13 protein-coding genes are annotated in these 16,941 nt (G+C 49.7%); 9 read left to right on the top strand and 4 right to left on the bottom strand.

The genetic code is table 11. The annotated features are described in order from the left end of the window. Positions 1–78 precede the first annotated feature (78 nt). The 5 genes from FPG75_RS21055 to FPG75_RS21035 are packed head-to-tail and all read left to right on the top strand — an operon-like array spanning position 79 to position 7,894. The gene (locus tag FPG75_RS21055) at positions 79–2,538 is read left to right on the top strand and encodes an NACHT domain-containing protein (protein ID WP_143309628.1); all 2,460 of its coding nucleotides are present in this window, start codon (positions 79–81) and stop codon (positions 2,536–2,538) included. Positions 2,539–2,571: 33 nt separating this feature from the next. Continuing rightward, positions 2,572–3,480, top strand: coding sequence for a transglutaminase domain-containing protein (locus FPG75_RS21050; protein ID WP_143309626.1), 909 nt, complete (start codon positions 2,572–2,574; stop codon positions 3,478–3,480). Positions 3,481–3,496: 16 nt separating this feature from the next. Further along, positions 3,497–5,350, top strand: coding sequence for a chloride channel protein (locus FPG75_RS21045; protein ID WP_143309624.1), 1,854 nt, complete (start codon positions 3,497–3,499; stop codon positions 5,348–5,350). 50 nt (positions 5,351–5,400) lie between these two features. Then, complete coding sequence (locus FPG75_RS21040; protein ID WP_143309622.1) at positions 5,401–6,006, top strand: NAD(P)H-dependent oxidoreductase; 606 nt, start codon at positions 5,401–5,403, stop codon at positions 6,004–6,006. Position 6,007: 1 nt separating this feature from the next. Beyond that, positions 6,008–7,894 carry a monovalent cation:proton antiporter-2 (CPA2) family protein gene (locus tag FPG75_RS21035; RefSeq protein ID WP_143309620.1) on the top strand — a complete coding sequence of 629 codons (1,887 nt, stop codon included), beginning with the start codon at positions 6,008–6,010 and terminating at the stop codon, positions 7,892–7,894. A gap of 2 nt (positions 7,895–7,896) precedes the next feature. On the opposite strand, the gene FPG75_RS21030 is transcribed toward FPG75_RS21035, so the two are convergent. The 3 genes from FPG75_RS21030 to FPG75_RS21020 all read right to left on the bottom strand — a co-directional run bounded on the left by FPG75_RS21030 (position 7,897) and on the right by FPG75_RS21020 (position 9,689). Then, the gene (locus FPG75_RS21030) at positions 7,897–8,151 is read right to left on the bottom strand and encodes a hypothetical protein (RefSeq protein ID WP_143309618.1); all 255 of its coding nucleotides are present in this window, start codon (positions 8,149–8,151) and stop codon (positions 7,897–7,899) included. A 23-nt stretch (positions 8,152–8,174) separates the two neighbouring features. After that, a complete protein-coding gene (locus tag FPG75_RS21025; protein ID WP_143309616.1) occupies positions 8,175–8,414 on the bottom strand; it encodes a hypothetical protein in 240 nt (79 codons plus the stop codon). An 87-nt stretch (positions 8,415–8,501) separates the two neighbouring features. Next, positions 8,502–9,689 carry a DUF5009 domain-containing protein gene (locus FPG75_RS21020; protein WP_143309614.1) on the bottom strand — a complete coding sequence of 396 codons (1,188 nt, stop codon included), beginning with the start codon at positions 9,687–9,689 and terminating at the stop codon, positions 8,502–8,504. A gap of 127 nt (positions 9,690–9,816) precedes the next feature. Here FPG75_RS21020 and FPG75_RS21015 point away from each other — a divergent pair, with 127 nt between their 5' ends. The 4 genes from FPG75_RS21015 to FPG75_RS21000 all read left to right on the top strand — a co-directional run bounded on the left by FPG75_RS21015 (position 9,817) and on the right by FPG75_RS21000 (position 14,597). Continuing rightward, on the top strand, positions 9,817–11,862 hold the full coding sequence (locus tag FPG75_RS21015) for a M13 family metallopeptidase (protein WP_143309612.1): 2,046 nt from the start codon (positions 9,817–9,819) through the stop codon (positions 11,860–11,862). Between the two features lie 161 nt (positions 11,863–12,023). After that, positions 12,024–12,425, top strand: coding sequence for a GxxExxY protein (locus FPG75_RS21010; RefSeq protein ID WP_143309609.1), 402 nt, complete (start codon positions 12,024–12,026; stop codon positions 12,423–12,425). Continuing rightward, a complete protein-coding gene (locus FPG75_RS21005) occupies positions 12,406–13,515 on the top strand; it encodes a carbohydrate-binding family 9-like protein (protein ID WP_143309607.1) in 1,110 nt (369 codons plus the stop codon). Before FPG75_RS21010 ends, FPG75_RS21005 begins: the two co-directional genes overlap by 20 nt. Positions 13,516–13,520: 5 nt before the next feature. Beyond that, a complete protein-coding gene (locus tag FPG75_RS21000) occupies positions 13,521–14,597 on the top strand; it encodes a family 10 glycosylhydrolase (RefSeq protein WP_143309605.1) in 1,077 nt (358 codons plus the stop codon). Positions 14,598–14,646: 49 nt separating this feature from the next. Here the strand turns inward: FPG75_RS21000 and FPG75_RS20995 are convergent, their stop codons facing one another. Continuing rightward, on the bottom strand, positions 14,647–16,929 hold the full coding sequence (locus FPG75_RS20995; RefSeq protein ID WP_143309603.1) for a GH92 family glycosyl hydrolase: 2,283 nt from the start codon (positions 16,927–16,929) through the stop codon (positions 14,647–14,649). Positions 16,930–16,941 lie beyond the last annotated feature (12 nt).

Below are 16,941 nucleotides of genomic sequence, written 5' to 3'. Positions count from 1 at the left end.
CTGCAGAAAGAAGTCTTACGCAGATTTGGTGTTGAAGTCATGTTGCCGGGAGATTGCAAACATCTCTCTCAGTCCATATTGGACGATACCACTAAGCTGGTCAGCGAAACGACGCTCAAACGAGTGTTCGGATTTGCCGTGGCACAGCACAGCTTTTCAAGGTATACCCTCAATACCTTGTCCCAGTACTGTCAATATAAAGACTGGGAAGATTTTCAACAGCACCATTACCGGAAACTCAACGCCTCCTCCGAGATCCCCGTAGACACCGGCAAATGGGCTGACCTGAAAACCAAAGCCGATGCCGTATCCCACTATACGATCCTTACGCTCAAAAACCGCTCGGGCATTGCCTTTCCGTCTACCGTACCACGGCAGTTCTGCAATGCACACATCGAACGGTTCCTGGAAAGCGACTACGCCGCCACTGCACTCATCGCACCTTCAGGATGGGGCAAGTCTATCGCGCTCGTTCACCTCGCCGAACATTTCTGGTTCGGAAAAGAAGCCCGCTACAAGCAAGACATCTGCTGGTTCATTCATGCACATGCCGCCGGCAGCCTCCTGCTGAAAGGATTCTCGCTATCTGCATGGCTCGACAACCAGCTGAACCTTGGCAATGGTGAAAACTTCCGCGAATACTTCGCCAGCCACTTCGATAAAAAAGGTGGACGCCTGATATTGATCATCGATGGCTTCGATGAAATTGCAGTAGCAGGAGAGAAGCTCCGCCTGCTGTATACCAAACTGGAAGACTTCGTATACTCGAACGATCTCTACCCATGGGTGAAAGTGATCCTCTCTATCCGCAGCAGCACCTGGGCCGAGATATTCCAGCATTCGCAACAGTACCCGGCCTTCCGCCGCTATTGGTACCTCGGGCCGGAAATGGATGAGGAAACCAATATCAACCTGCCGCAACTCGCGGAACAGGAAGTGAAGTCCATATTATATAACCACCAGTTCGATCCCGCCACCGTGCGGATGTTCTCCGAGAGCTTCCTGCAAAAACTCAGGCATCCTTATTATCTGCAACTCTTCTGTCAGTTGAACAGCGGGCCGGAACAAACGTTTGTAGATGAACATCTCAGCCTGTATGAAATCATCTCCCGGTTCATCCAGCACCGCGTCTTCAATTCGCAAACCAACTCATTCAAGATCAGGATCATCGAGCAGTTGCTCACCCTGCTGGACCTGGGCCGTGCGGGCATCTACACCGACAAACACCTTCTGCTGAACCAGAACCCGGACCTGTTCCCGGCATATAAGGAACTGCTGGCAGATAATATATTGGTGGAAGAAAACCTGAGCCAGGAGATCATGTTCCATGTGAAAGTGCGTTTCGCCCATACCTTCCTGCTGGAATATTTTGTGGCGATGCATTATCTGCACAAGAACAGGCAAGAGGTGAATGAATCTGCACTGATGGGCGTGCTCACCCATCTGCCCCAAACGGTATACCGCGTGGGCGTTTTCAAATGGCTGCTGCGCTACGCGATCAATCACCAGCAAACAGACGGTATCATGAAGATGCTGCACCTGCCGTTGGCCAATATCGAAAAATCACATCTGCTGGAATACCTCGTATTACATTATCAACATGATGGTAATGATCAGATGGAGTTAAAATCCATCTTCCCGGCAGGTTTCTTTAAAAAGAATCCCATCAGCAATTTTATCAATGACGAATTTATACACTTCAGAAAACGTAAAGTCCTGAACGCCCTGCTACAGCTGGCAGAGATCAAGGAAGATAAACTCAAGATCAGGAACATGCTGTTCACCATCGCCCTGCTGCAACTGGATGCAGAGCAGTGCGAACAGGAACTCAACAATATTAAAAAGATATATGGCCCGGACGATTTCGCCGATGAGCTGTGGGTAAGTCCGTACGAAATTCAGCTGTTCATCTACGAATTTCTGAAGTTCGGCATTGTGAATGAAGTGATCCGGGAGAAGATCTACAACTATCCCCGCTATTGGAGCGGTAATGGCAAACATATCACCGTACCGCAGGAGGTAGTGTTCCGTAACATGGGTATTGTGTTTGTGCTGCTCGAAGATTTCAATGAGCTGCTGCGCTTCACCCAGCAGATGTTTGAGACCTATCCGTCTTTACCACATCGCAAAACAGACGCCTTCCGTTTGATGCTGCTTTGCTGGCAGGCGCATGCTCACCTTGGTCTCGGCGATGTTGCAGCTGCAGAAAGGCTCTGCCGCCATACCGACCAGGTACTGAAAAAATATTCATCAGATTATTTCAGCGGCAAATATCTCGAAGCCTATCAGAAACTGTTGCACGCCAATGTATACAGCAAGGGACAGGAATACAACAAAGCCATCAGGCTGGCGGAGAATGGCGTGGAGATCGCACAGAAGCTCGACTTCAAAGTGCTGGCCCTGATGAACTACGGCCTCCTTAACAGGATGTACCTTCAGCTGAAAATGGAAAGGCAGCAACATGATGCGCAGCAGCAGATTGAACTGATCCGGAAGAGCACCTCTTTCAAACAGGCAGTCCCGAATTTAGCGCGATGATTGTGGCATAATTTTGCTTTATTGCATAGCGTAATGGCTATCGACGAAAGTAAATATTCCACCATACAACGCTGGGTGCTCAACCTGTTGGGCCTATTGACGCTGCTGATACTGGCGCCTTACGTGAACCGGTTCATTCCGCCCATTGTGGCCGGCGGCCTGCATGTTGATCTGATCGTTGCCGTTATCACCTGTTTCTTGCTGTTATACTTGCTGCGCTGGGTTTTCCGGCCATTGATCATCCCGGTATTCCTGCTCACCTGCGGACTGCTGCTCCTCAACAAGTTCGGTCACCGTTATACCTTCAACAATGTGTTGAATGATTATAAAGGTATGGTGCAGGGCAATTGGGGCACCAAAGACAGCAAGCAGCTGGATATTCTCAGTTTGTACCCCCGCAAAGTAGAAAGCTACCGCGATAAAACCGTGCGGGGCATAAGAGAGAAGATCAACTACCAGGATTCGCTGGTGCGCAATTTTTCCGTACAACATTCGCTGGATTATTACGACGAATATTTTTATAAATACGGGAAGATCGTGCGTTTCCTCTCACTCTTCCGTTATATCAACAGCCGGTTCAAGTATGTATTGGATTCCCGCAGGGACGAATATTTCGCGACCCCGCAGGAAACCATCCGGAATGGCCTTGGCGGCGATTGCGACGACCATTCCCTGTTGATGATGTCTTGTCTGCAATCCATCGGGGCGCGTTGCCGCATCGTGCTGATACGCGGGCATGCCTACCCTGAACTGTATTGCGGCAACCGCGAAGATTTTGAAACCATGAAACAGGCCATCATCACGCTTTTCCCGAAACCTGCCATCAAAGAAATTTACTACCACGAACTGAAAGATGAATACTGGATCAACCTGGATTATACTGCGCGGCATCCCGGCGGCCCTTATATGAACGATAAAGTTTATGCACTGATTGAGCTCTGATGCCTAAATTTGCTACATGAGCCAGTATAACTACATCCGGAAATATCATAGTTTTTTTAGATTCAAAAGAGATTTCGAGCAATACAGCCTAAAAAAAGTGCGGAGTTATGAACTGGTGATACACTGGCTGCACAGTAAATTGAACCGGAACCAATTTCTTCTGCTGTCGGGTATCCTGGTGGGTTGCGCCGCCGGAATGGCCGGCGTGGTGCTCAAAATGCTGGTGCATTATATCCACTATGTGATCACGTACAAAGTGCATTTCAGCACGCAGGTGATCTTCTATATTGTTTTTCCATTTCTCGGTATTGTGCTCACCACATTAATAGTGGTATGGTTTTTCAAGGGGCAATCGCGCAAGGGGATACCGGCCATATTACACGAGATCGCGCTCAATTCCAGTTTGATACCGCCTGTGAAAATGTATTCGCAGATATTGCAAAGCGCCGTTACTGTGGGCCTCGGCGGCTCTGCGGGTTTGGAAAGCCCTATTGCCGTAACAGGCGCCGCATTGGGATCGAACTATGCGCGCACTTACCGCCTTGGTTATAAAGAACGGACACTGTTGCTGGCCGCAGGCGCCACCGCCGGTATTGCCGCGGCTTTCAATGCGCCCATTGCCGGGATGATGTTTGCATTCGAGATATTGCTCACCGGCGTTGTGTTCTCGGATTTTATGCCGCTGATTGTGGCGGCAGTTTGCGGCAGTTTGTTATCGAAAATTATTTTGCAGGAAGAAGTATTGTTCCACTTTGAATCGAGAACGCCCTTCAATTATCACAACGTACCTTTTTATATTGTGTTGGGCTTGCTCTGCGGATTGTATGCCCGCTATTTTGTGGTGATCTCCAAGCGGATAGAACACTTTTTTCATCAGCTCAAATGGAATGCCCTGCGCAAGGCCATGCTGGGCGGTTTGCTGGTATCGGCATTATGCGTGGCTATGCCGCCGTTGTTTGGCGAAGGCTACACCGTAGTGAAATCGCTGGCCAACGGTAACGGCGATACGATCCTGCTCAACAGCTTTTTCCGCTACATTCCCATGCAAAGCTGGATGTTACTGGTATTCACGGGTTGTGTGTGTTTGCTCAAGGCCTTTGCTACTTCCATCACTATTCAGAGTGGCGGCAATGGCGGGAACTTTGCGCCCTCTCTCTTTGCCGGTGGTTTCCTCGGTTATTTTTTCTCCTTGTTGTGCATGCAGCTGGGCTTTACCGAAGTGCCGGTAACCAACCTCGTGATCGTGGGCATGGCCGGTGTGATGGCCGGCGTGATGTATGCGCCACTCACGGCGATATTTCTGATCGCAGAATCCAGCTCGGGATATGATCTCTTCATCCCCCTCATGATCGTGGCTACGGGTTCCTTCCTCATGAATAAATGGTTCTCTCCCTTATCTCCCGAACTTACAGACCTTGCCAGGGAAGGCAAGATCTTCACGCGTGAGCACGACAAAAATATCCTGTTGCTGATGAAAATGGAAGACCTGGTAGAGACAGAAACGCCTACCATCCATGTTGACGCTACGCTCCGGCAAGTGATAGAATTGCTGAAAAAAGATGGCCGCGACCTGATTGCTGTGGTGAATCAACAACATGTGCTGGAAGGGATGATCACGTTGGATGATATACGGCCGGTGATGTTCAACCCCGAAAAATATGATACCCTCACCGTGAAAGCGCTGATGAAAGCGCCGCCTGCCATTGTGTATATCGAAGAAAATATCAGTACGGTGATAAAAAAATTCGATGCAGCACATGCCTGGGATCTGCCTGTGGTGGGGCAAGACAAGCGCCTGGTGGGCATCATCGCTAAATCCAGTATCCTCGATAAATACCGTTCATTATTACAGGAATATTCTGAAGGGTAGCAAGAAAGATAGTAAATTAACATTCACGGCCACCCGGCTGTTATTGAACTATGGCCAGAGTATTGATCAATTTCGCACACCCAGCCCTGGAGAAGTCGCGCATGCATGTGCAGCTTGTTGCAGCGGTGAAGGGTATGTCGGGCATCACTTTCAACGACCTGTATGAACAGTATCCCGATCTTGACGTAGATGTAGCACGAGAGCAGGCATTATTGGAGCGGCACGATATCATCCTCCTGCAACATCCTTTCTATTGGTATAGCGCACCCGCCATGATAAAACAGTGGCTGGACCTGGTGCTGGAACATGGCTGGGCTTATGGCCATACCGGCAAAGCCTTGACAGGCAAGTATTTCACCAATGTGATCTCTACCGGTAGCGTGGAAGCGGCCTATACTGCGGAGGGGCGTCACCGTTATCCCGTGCATCAGTTCCTGTATCCGTTTTCGCAGAGTGCGGACCTTTGTAACATGCATTATGCGGCGCCTTATATCATTTATGGCGTACACCGGATGGACAAAGCAGATATCAATACAGCGGCACAGCAATACCGGAAGGTGCTGGAAATGCTACGTGATGACCACTTTGATCCTGCCATGCTCACCCGCTTCGACAATCTGAATCAATTATTTCATCTGCCAGCCCAAACTTCCTGATATGGACCAGCATTCCCTGTTATTTCAATCGATGGTGTATCTCGCAGCTGCGATCCTGTTTGTGCCGCTTGCCCGTAAACTGGGGCTGGGCGCGGTATTGGGCTACCTGATCGCCGGAGTGATCATAGGCCCTTCTGTAGCAGGATTCATTGGTGCAGAGGGAGAAGACATCATGCATTTTGCAGAATTTGGCGTGGTGATGATGCTCTTCCTGATAGGCATGGAGCTGGAACCTGCATTGCTATGGCGTTTGCGGGCAGCCATACTGGGGATGGGCGGGCTACAGGTGGTGCTCAGCGCCGCCGCAATAGCGGCCATCGCCTTTTGGTTGGGGCAGCCGGTAAAAGCAGCGCTGGCGCTGGGGATGATATTATCACTCTCCTCCACAGCGATCGTATTACAAACGCTGGACGAAAAGGGCTGGCGGCAAACGGCTGCCGGGCAAAGCGCATTTTCTGTGCTACTGTTCCAGGACATTGCGGTGATCCCCATGCTGGCCATTTTCCCGCTGCTGGCAAGCGCGCCAGCAGCTGCCGGCCAGGCGCATACGCTGCGCGATAACCTGCCCGCCTGGGGACAAACCCTGGTAGTGCTGGGCGCTGTGGCCACCATTATCATCGGCGGACGTTATATGATACGGCCCCTGATGCGCATCATTGCACGTACCCGTGTGCGGGAACTGTTTACCGCTACAGCATTATTAATTGTGGTAGCCATCTCCGTGCTGATGAACCTGGTGGGGCTGAGTTCCGCGCTGGGAGCCTTTCTCGGCGGTGTGGTGCTGGCCAACAGTGAATACCGGCATGAGCTGGAGAGTGATATCGAACCTTTTAAAGGCCTCCTGCTGGGATTGTTTTTCATTGCAGTAGGCGCATCTATCGATTTCAAGCTCATCTTGCAGCAGCCCTGGCTGATACTTAGTCTGGTAGCCGCTTTGATGGTTATAAAAGGCATCGTGCTATTTGCCTTGGGAAAAGTGTTCAAACTCAGCCTGGATCAGAATATCCTGTTTTCCTTTGCCCTGGCGGATATCGGGGAATTTGCATTTGTGCTGCTGTCGTTTACCCATCAAACCAATATTCTCGATGAGCATCTGACGGGTATCATGACTGCCGTAGTAGCGATCAGTATGGCGATGACGCCATTGATCATGCTGATATATGAGAAGATCGTACAGCCTCGTTTCACCATTTCGTCGCAAACGGAGCGGGAGCCGGATGAAATTGCAGAGCAACATCCGGTGATCATTGCCGGCTTCGGGCGCTTTGGCAGTATCACCGGGCGTTTCCTGCGTGCCAATGGCATCAAGACTACCATCCTTGATCTCGATTCCGACCGGGTGGATGCTTTGCATAATCTGGGCATCAAAGTATATTATGGCGATGCCTCCCGCTACGACCTGCTGGTGGCGGCCGGCGCCCAGCATGCTAAAATACTCATTGTAGCGATGGACAATGCCGAGCAAACACGTATGGTGGTGGAGATGGCAAAGAAATATTTCCCTCATTTGCAGTTGCTCGTGCGCTCGCAGAGCATTGAAGAAACTTTCGACCTGATGGACCTGGGCGTATTGCACATCTACCGTGAAACGGTGGACACATCGCTGCGCGTGGGCACTGATGCCTTGCAAATGCTTGGTGGGCGCGCCTATCACAGCCGGCGGGCGGCGCGCACCTTCCTCAAACAGGATGAACGCGCACTGAAGGACCTCTCCGCGCTGCGCGACGATAAGAAGCAATACGTCAACATTATGAAGGAACGTATTGAAGAGATGGAAAAACTGATCGCCTCCGATCGCATCAAAACCTGGCTGGATGAGGGCCAGGGCTGGGACCCTGATGGCATCCGGGACGAAGTGCGTGGCGAAACCAGGCCTACACAGGAGTAGCTTTATTTCCTGATGTGCTGGATGATCAGCTCGGCCACATGGTGAAGCAGGTTAACATCTACATACTTCGCATGATCGTGTACCGGCTTGCTGGAAACGGCACGTACAAATCCTTCTTCATCGGGTTCAAACGTGATCTCCTGTTCCTGTATATCTACCTTATAAACTGTCTTGTATTGTTGTTCTGCCGCACGTACTTCCAGTATGTGCGGTTGTCCTTTATACTCGAACTTAAGGGTGAAATTAGCGCTGGTCATGGGTTCGCGATTACGCGGCCTTTTCAGGCTTCCGTTTCGCTGTGCCGCTGATAGTAGCGCTTTATTCTCATCTTCTCATCTTTGGTAAGCTGATGGATGCACAGCAGCGAAAAATAGGCGAGGCCGCTGATGATAAATATGTAGCCTATAAAACCTAATGTGTGAAACAAGGGGAACAAAGCCCAATCATCGGTTAAGGCATACTGTGCTAAGATAGCTAAAAACACACCTGCAAGCGCCATGATGGCGGCAATTTTTTTCATAAGGGGTATGGGTTACTGTCTTCTAAATACGTGTCATTAAGATATACGTAAGCGGACGCAACAAGGATGGGTATCGCATAAATTTTTTTACAGCTGCAACCTGATGTGTAATTTATTCAACCCTTTTACCAGCCATAGCATCAATACCGCGAAGCACATGCACCAGATAATCCCCGTTGTGCCTTCGCTCAGTACCGCTGGCAAATGTATGCCGAGCAGCATCAGCAGATAAAAGGTGATATCCGGCAGAATATAGGTAAGCAAAGGGTTTGAACCGGCTGGCCGGAGGAAGGCCGTCCATTTACTGATACCTTTTACATCTATCAGATAATACAGCAGGGAGAATACTGCTATGCAAATCGCGATGCTGTTGAGGCACCAGCTGGGGGTGGCGTGGATCTTCGATATTTTGTAGCCGGGGCGCAGCGCTAATGAGATGAACATGGTGAGCGTGAGGAAACCACACACGCGGGTGAGCAAGCGGCGGCCCCTCAGGTCCATCTCTTCATCAAAAAAGAAAAGCGTCAGCAACACGCCACTTAGTACGATGGACGTATGTGCCGCATTAACCGCCTGCGACGCCAACCAGCGCCACTGGCTGTTGAGCAGGAAAGACTGCTGACAAAGTATATAAAAACCGATACACACTCCGATCATAAAAAAGATCGCATCTGCCGTTCCCTTGAATAGCTGATAAATTATACAGGCATAGAGATAGGCCCAGCCTAGCAATCCGAGGATGCCCCACCAGTGCGGCGTAAGATATGCTTGTCCGCTTTCTCCGCCACGATAGATCACACCCAGGATAACTAATCCTGCAATGCCGGCGCCCTTGAAGTACCAGGCAGTACGGGCTTGTTTGAAGGTGTAAACATTCCATACCAGTATTGCGCAGATGTAGAACAGCAGCGCCCACACAGGCAATGGCATGCCGGTGGCCGCGGGGTTCAGGCTTTCTGTATTTACCATAAAAACGCCCAATACCAATAATCCGAGTGTACGCCACAGGATATGGTATTGTATCTTCTGCCAGTTATCGCCTTTTGCCAATCTGTTATTGATGGCAAAGGGAATAGACATCCCGACGATAAAAAGAAAAGCAGGGAATACAGCGTCTACGAAAGTCATTGCGTCATCATCCGCATGGGCATGTTTCATCCAGGAGGGGATACCATTCACACCAGCCAGCGCATTCACAAATATCATTACCAGTATAGTGATACCTCTAAAGGCATCGATAGACAGTACACGGCCACTCCTCAATTTGTTGATCATAAAGGAAGGATAAGGGTTAAATCTATCTAACAAAATACAAATTAATATTATACCATTCACCCCGTTTTATGTAGGGTGTGATCGAAAAATCCCTAACTTCCTCCTGCAAATCTTTATTTTACCGCTTATGAAAAAATTCTTGCTCACTGGCGTAAGTACCGCTACCGTGTTCTGTTTCTTGTCTTGTAACCAGGGACAGAAAACTGCGGACGCCCCAACATCTCCCGATGCCCTGGCTGTCAATATAGACAGCACTGTAAATCCTGCCCAGGATTTTTTTGAATATGCCAACGGCGGCTGGATAAAAAAGAACCCTATTCCGCCAGAGTATAGCTCATGGGGCATTGCCAACCTTGTACAGGAAGAACTATACAACCGCCTTCGCGTCATCAATGAAAAAGCGGTTAAAAATCCGTCGGACCCTATCTCTAAAAAGATAGCCGCCTTTTGGAAGAGTGGTATGGACTCTGTAAAGCTCAATGCAGAAGGTATCAAGCCGATCGAAGGCACTTTGAAAGAGATCGATGCCATCACCAATGCCGAACAACTGGCAAAAGTGGCGGCCAGGCTGAACTCCTCCACTGGCGTGATGTGCGGCATCTATGTTGGCCAGGATGCCAAGAACAGCGAAGCGATGGCGTTGCAGCTGGTACAAGGCGGTCTTGGTTTGCCCAATCGCGATTACTACTTCAACTCCGATCCGCGCACCACCAAAATACGGGAAGCCTATCCGGCGCACATTGCTAAAATGTTGCAGTTTACCGGCCTTGACGAAAACGCCGCCAAAGCCGCCGCCATCGATATCGTGAAGCTCGAAACCACGCTCGCTAAAGCCAGCCGCAAACTCGAAGACCTGCGCGATCCCAATGCCAACTATCACAAGCTGCCCGTTACACAATTGAACAAGATAGCCGGCAACGTGAACTGGCCATCATTCATCGGCGATAATGGCGTACATCAATTTGCCGACACCGTGATCGTTGGTCAGCCTGAATTTTACACGGCGCTCAGCAACGCCATCAAATCGGAGAAGCTGGAAGTATGGAAAAACTATCTCAAATGGCATGTCATCGATGCTAACGCTTATTACCTCAGCGATACCATCGGCAACACCAACTTCGCCTTCTATGGCACGCTGCTGAGTGGTCAGGAAAGACGCAAGCCCCGCTGGAAACGCGTGCTGGACGGCGAAGAAAGCGCCATCGGCGAAGCTCTCGGACAGCTTTTCGTAAAAGAATATTTCAACGCCAACGCCAAGAAAAGATATGAAGGCATGGTGGAAGATATCCGCGGCGCCCTGAAACAACGCATCGAAAAGCTCACCTGGATGAGCGACAGCACCAAAAAGAAAGCACTGTATAAATTATCACGCATCACCAAGAAAGTAGGTTATCCTGATAAGTGGAAAGATTTCTCCGCAATGGATATCAAAGACCAGTCTTTCGCAGCCAACATGGCTGCCGCCCGTCAATGGTGGTGGAATTATGAAGTCAACAAACTCGGCAAACCAGTAGACCGCAGCGAATGGGATATGACACCCCAGACCTATAACGCCTACTATAACCCGAGCAACAACGAGATCGTATTACCTGCCGGTATCTTCACGGTTCCAGGCAAACGCGATGAAGAACTTGACGACGCCCTCGTATACGGCTATGCTGGCGCTTCTACCATTGGTCATGAAATCACACATGGCTTCGACGATGAAGGCCGCCAGTTCGATGCCGACGGCAACCTGAAAAACTGGTGGACCAAAGATGACGAAACAAAATTCAACCAACGCGCTGCCGTAATGATAAGACAGTTCAATGGTTACGTAGTGGTGGATAGTCTGCACATCAACGGTAAAGCCACGCTCGGCGAAAACATCGCCGACCTCGGCGGTGTCTTGCTCGGATGGGATGCCTTCCAGCAAAGCGCGCAATTCAAGAAAGGAGAGAAGATCGCAGGCCTCACGCCATCACAACGATACTTCCTCGGCTACTCCCTCGGATGGCTCAGCCACACCAAAAAAGAAGAGCTGGCACGCCGCGTGCTCACCGATGTTCACTCTCCCGCGAAATTCAGGGTGAACGGGCCTTTCAGCGATGTGGATGCTTTTTACCAGGTGTACAATTTGAAACCAGGAGATGGTATGTATAGAGCGGATAGTGCGCGAGTGAGGATCTGGTAGGTTGTCTTGCTCAGGATTATGATGATTGAAAGGATTAACAGGATTTTTGTTTTTCCTGATTTTATATTGATTTTTTCGAGCCGGGATAGTTATATCCCGGCTATTTTTTTGTAATTTTTCGCGCTAGTAATTTTCATTGTTTGTTTATTAACCCATACTTTATGTTTAGCTCTTATAAGTACTCCGATCTCACGGGTAAGATAATCGGTTGCGCGATGCAGGTACATCGCATACTGGGCAACAGTTTTCAGGAAGTGATATACCAACGTGCGCTGGCTATTGAACTCGCAGAAAAAGGAATTCTCTTTGAAAGAGAAAAGGAAATTCCAGTTTACTATAAAGGTCATGTTGTCGGAAGCCGAAGACCTGATTTTATCGTAGAAACAAAAATATGCATCGAGCTTAAGGCCCTGACCTTCCTGGAAAACTCGCATTCTTATCAGGCAAAAGGATATCTCGAAGCATACAAACTGGAATTGGGCTTACTTATAAATTTTGGCGCTGAAAGTTTAGAATTTAAACGCATCTATAATAACAAATTCAATGTGGATCAAAAAATCTGAAAAAACAAAAATCCTGCTAATCCTTTCAATCATCATAATCCTGAGCAAGACAACCTTCGCTCAAACCTTCTCCGAATCCTTTCAGCCATTCAACAGTATACCCCGTAATTACATTTGCTACCAAACCCGCGACAGCATTAGTATCGACGGGAAGCTCTCCGAGCCGGCATGGCAGCAGGCGGCATGGACCGAAGACTTTAAAGATATTGAAGGAGATGCAAAGCCCATGCCCGCACTACGCACACGCGTGAAAATGCTGTGGGATGAAAAATACCTGTACATCGCGGCAGTATTACAGGAGCCACATGTGTGGGGCACCTTGCTGCAACACGATACGATCATCTTCCAGGATAATGACTTTGAAGTGTTCATCGATCCGGATGGAGATACGCATCATTACTATGAAATAGAGATCAATGCGCTGAATACCGTGATGGACCTGTTTATGGACAAGCCTTACCGCAATGGCGGCAACGCTATGCTCAACTGGGATACCAAAGGTATTCGTACAGCCGTACACGTGAATGGCACTATCAACCAGCCCGGTGATACCGATCAGGACTGGACCGTAGAGATGGCCATCCCTTTCAGCGCCCTCCGCTTCTTCGGCGACAGGCGCCCCCCGGCCGATAGCACTATCTGGCGTATCAACTTCTCCCGCGTGGAGTGGGACACCGATATCCGCAACAATCAATATGTAAAACGCCGGCAACCGGAACACAACTGGGTATGGTCGCCACAAGGGATCATTAATATGCATGCGCCCGAGCGCTGGGGATACCTTCAGTTCTCTACGCAGGCAGCCGGCGAAGGACAGGTCGCCTTCCAGCTGCCGGAACAGGAATATGCTAAAAAGCTGCTCTGGCTGGTATACTACAAACAGCAGGCGTATAGCCGTGCCCATGGCCGCTTTGCGGCCTCGCTGCGGGAACTGGGGATTCCTGCCCGGCAAAAGGCAGATAACGGTAAGGCATACACGCTGCAGCTGGAAGGCATCAGCCGCCAGTACGATGCTACGCTTAGCGGCGGCGGACTTCCCGCGGTATGGGGCATCAACCAGGAAGGAAAGATATATTCAATAAGAAAATAAGGGTCATGAATAAACGTCATTTCATTAAATCATTAGGACTGGGAAGCCTGGCGCTGGCAGCGCCTTCGGTGAACCTGCGGGCTTCGGCAAAAGCGGCCGAACTGGAAAGGCCGGGCGTGTCGCACCGGGTGTGGATCAATCCCGATCACAAAGAAACATATGCTGAACTGGTAAAACGTTATGCCACCTATAAAAAAGCAGGCATAGGAGATATCATGTTCGAGGCCGACAGCGAACAACATTTCAAAGCGGCCAAAGCCAATGGTATCAAGGCACACCGCTGGATGTGGACCATGAACAGAGGCGAAAAAGACCTGCTGGCAACACATCCCGAATGGTATGCACAGAACAGGAAAGGAGAATCATGCGCCAACCATCCACCCTATGTAGACTACTACCGCTGGCTTTGCCCATCCAAACCGGAAGTGGTGAACTACCTGAAAAACCAGGTAGAACAAATACTCTCGAAAGATTATGTAGATGGCATCCACCTCGATTATGTCCGCTTCTGCGATGTGATCCTGCCGGTTAATTTGTGGAGCCACTACGGTATAGACCAATCGAAAGAGCTGCCGGAATATGATTTCTGCTACTGCAATACCTGTCGCGGCGCTTATAAAGAAAAAACCGGCAAAGATCCGCTGGAGTTGGAACATCCCGACCAAAGCCCTTCCTGGCGCAAGTTTCGTTACGACCGCATCACGAATGTTGTCAGCAACCTGGCACAGGTAGCCAAACAACATGGTAAAGATATTACTGCTGCCGTATTTCCTACACCGGAAATCGCGAAGCGCCTTGTTCGTCAGGACTGGACCAACTGGCCGCTCAATGCGGTTTGCCCGATGATCTATCATGGCTTCTACCGCGAAAATATCAGCTGGATCGGCGATGCCGTAGCAGAAGGCGTGAAGGGCCTCCATGGCGCTTTCCCGCTCTACGCGGGTCTCTTCCTGCCCGACTTCAAAGGCAATTACGAAGATCTCAGCGAAGCGGTGAAACTCGCGGTGCTCAATGGCGCCAGCGGCGTATCCATATTCGGTCAGGTAAATGATGATGTGCTGAAAGTATTGAGTAATGTATAAAATAGAAAGGCCTCCCGCTGAGCGGGAGGCCTTTCTATTTTATACATTACTACAATTCATTCTTTGGCCTGTCTGCATCTTTCTTACCGAAATCATAGTTTGGTTTGCTACCCATCTTCACTACCATCGTACCGCCTTTCATCAGCTCTTCATGCCTGATAAAGCTTTTGCTGTAAGGCTTTCCGTTGAGCGTAATGCTTTGGATATAGATATTTTCAGGACTGTTGTTGATTGTTTGTACGGTAAATTTCTTACCACCCTGAAGGTTCAGCGTAGCTTTATCGAACAGCGGGCTACCCAGCACATATACGCCATTAGCGGGATTTACCGGATAGAAACCTAAAGAAGACATCACGTACCAGGATGACATCGCACCGCAATCTTCATTACCAGCAAGGCCTTCCGGCTGATCGAAATAAAATTCTTTCATCACCTGTCTTACTTTCTCTGCTGTTTTCCATTGGTTGCCGGCGAAAGCATACATATAGGTAACGTGATGGCTTGGTTCATTGCCATGCGCATACATACCGATAAGGCCAGAGATATCAGAAGAGGCTTCCTTACCCATGTCACCGCTAACGGTGAAGAGGCTGTCGAGCTTGCGGGTAAAGGCTTCATCGCCGCCCATCAGATGGATCAGTCCTTCTACATCCTGCGGCACCAGCCAGGTGTATTGCCAGCCATTCCCTTCGGTGAAATCACCTTTTTCATGGATAGAGTTGAAAGGATCATAAGGTGTTTTGAAGCTGCCATCGCTCATGCGCGGGCGTACAAAACGGATGCTGCTGTCGAAATAATTTTTATAATAGCCTGCGCGTTTTTTGTAATATTCGTAGTCTTCTTTCTTGCCCATCTTCTTTGCCATGGCGGCGATGCACCAATCATCGATCGCATATTCCATGGCTTTGGACACAGATTCATATTCTTTATCGGCAGGGATATATCCTCTTTCCTTGATATATTTCATTCCAAGATCATCGCGTGTGGAAGAGGCTTTCATCGCTTCCAGTGCGGCTTTGGCGTTGAAGCCGGAGAAGCCTTTCAGATAAGCGTCCACGATGAGCGGTACGGCATGATAACCCACCATGCAATTCGTTTCGCTGCCCACCAGCGGCCAGATAGGCAGTTTGCCCTGCTGCTGATAGATCGTGAGCATGGAATTAACGAAGCTGTTCACTTTATCTGGATGCAGGATGGTGCTGAGCGGAGCGCAGGAGCGATAGATATCCCAGAGAGAGAAAACAGTATAATTATCGAAGCCCGGATTTTTGTAGGCTTTTTTATCGGTACCACGGTAGCTGCCGTCGTGATCATTGAAGAGGGCGGGAGCGATCATCGTATGATACAGCGCCGTGTAGAATACGCGACGGGCCGCGGCATCTTTGGTTTCAATATTTACTTTAGACAGTTCTTTGTCCCACTTGGCGTTAGCAGCATTCACCGTTTTGGCGAAGTCCCATCCAGGAATTTCTGCGTTGATATTCGCCAATGCATTTTCACTGCTTACCGGGGAGATGCCTACTTTCAGCATCACCTGGCCCGGAGAGCCGGCAAAAGAGATCACGCCTTTCACGTTTTTGCCTTTCAGTTCTTTTCCATCTTTCTTATCATCTCCCTCAAAAACAGTAAACTGCTTCAGCGGCACATTGCTTTTGATGGCAAACCACAGGCGTTGATCTTCCGCCCATCCTTTGGAGAAACGGTAGCCTACGAGCGTGTATTCATCCTGCTGGCGGATAAACGTTTCCACTGGCGCATCCCAGCCGATCCCTTCTTTGAGATCGATGATGATATTGGAAGGCTTCTGATCGTTGAATGTATATTTATGAAAAGCAGTTCTTTCGGATGCGGTGAGCTCCACATCAACGTTGTAGTCGTCGAGATGGAGGGAATAATAGCCCGGGCGGGCTTTTTCACGTGCATGAGAATAATGCGAGCCGTAGCCCGAAGCAGGGTTCTCCTGTGTGCCGCGGCTGGTGCGGATGCTGCCGGTATAGGGCATCATGAGCACATCGCCGAGGTCGCCGATACCGGTGCCGCTCAGGTGCATCTGCGAGAAGCCGATCACTACGCTGTCTGAATAATGGTAGCCAGAGCACCAGTCCCAGCCTTTAACGATGTTGGTAGGTCCTACCTGTACGGCGCCATAAGGAACGCTGGCGCCTACAAATACGTGTCCATGGCCGCCTGAGCCGATATAAGGGTCTACTGCTGCCACGGCCTTGCTTTCAATAAAACCTGACGATTGCTTATTTTGCGCGCCTGCCTGGAAACCGCCCAGCACCAACGCGGAGAGCGCCAGTGTGCGGCCTATCTTGAATCCCGATGTCATAATCAAAAACCT

The organism is Chitinophaga vietnamensis, from assembly GCF_902167635.1.
Taxonomy (GTDB): Bacteria; Bacteroidota; Bacteroidia; order Chitinophagales; family Chitinophagaceae; genus Chitinophaga; species Chitinophaga vietnamensis.
The sequence above is the reverse complement of the archived record's forward strand: the minus strand, read 5'-3'. Positions and strand labels throughout refer to the sequence as shown.

Coding starts and splice junctions, on each gene's coding strand:
- FPG75_RS21030 (WP_143309618.1), bottom strand. CDS start 8,151: ATGACCAGCGCTAATTTCACCCTTAAGTTCGAGTATAAAGGACAACCG.
- FPG75_RS21000 (WP_143309605.1), top strand. CDS start 13,521: ATGAATAAACGTCATTTCATTAAATCATTAGGACTGGGAAGCCTGGCG.
- FPG75_RS21025 (WP_143309616.1), bottom strand. CDS start 8,414: ATGAAAAAAATTGCCGCCATCATGGCGCTTGCAGGTGTGTTTTTAGCT.
- FPG75_RS21040 (WP_143309622.1), top strand. CDS start 5,401: ATGGCCAGAGTATTGATCAATTTCGCACACCCAGCCCTGGAGAAGTCG.
- FPG75_RS21010 (WP_143309609.1), top strand. CDS start 12,024: ATGTTTAGCTCTTATAAGTACTCCGATCTCACGGGTAAGATAATCGGT.
- FPG75_RS21005 (WP_143309607.1), top strand. CDS start 12,406: ATGTGGATCAAAAAATCTGAAAAAACAAAAATCCTGCTAATCCTTTCA.
- FPG75_RS21020 (WP_143309614.1), bottom strand. CDS start 9,689: ATGATCAACAAATTGAGGAGTGGCCGTGTACTGTCTATCGATGCCTTT.
- FPG75_RS21045 (WP_143309624.1), top strand. CDS start 3,497: ATGAGCCAGTATAACTACATCCGGAAATATCATAGTTTTTTTAGATTC.
- FPG75_RS21035 (WP_143309620.1), top strand. CDS start 6,008: ATGGACCAGCATTCCCTGTTATTTCAATCGATGGTGTATCTCGCAGCT.
- FPG75_RS20995 (WP_143309603.1), bottom strand. CDS start 16,929: ATGACATCGGGATTCAAGATAGGCCGCACACTGGCGCTCTCCGCGTTG.
- FPG75_RS21050 (WP_143309626.1), top strand. CDS start 2,572: ATGGCTATCGACGAAAGTAAATATTCCACCATACAACGCTGGGTGCTC.
- FPG75_RS21015 (WP_143309612.1), top strand. CDS start 9,817: ATGAAAAAATTCTTGCTCACTGGCGTAAGTACCGCTACCGTGTTCTGT.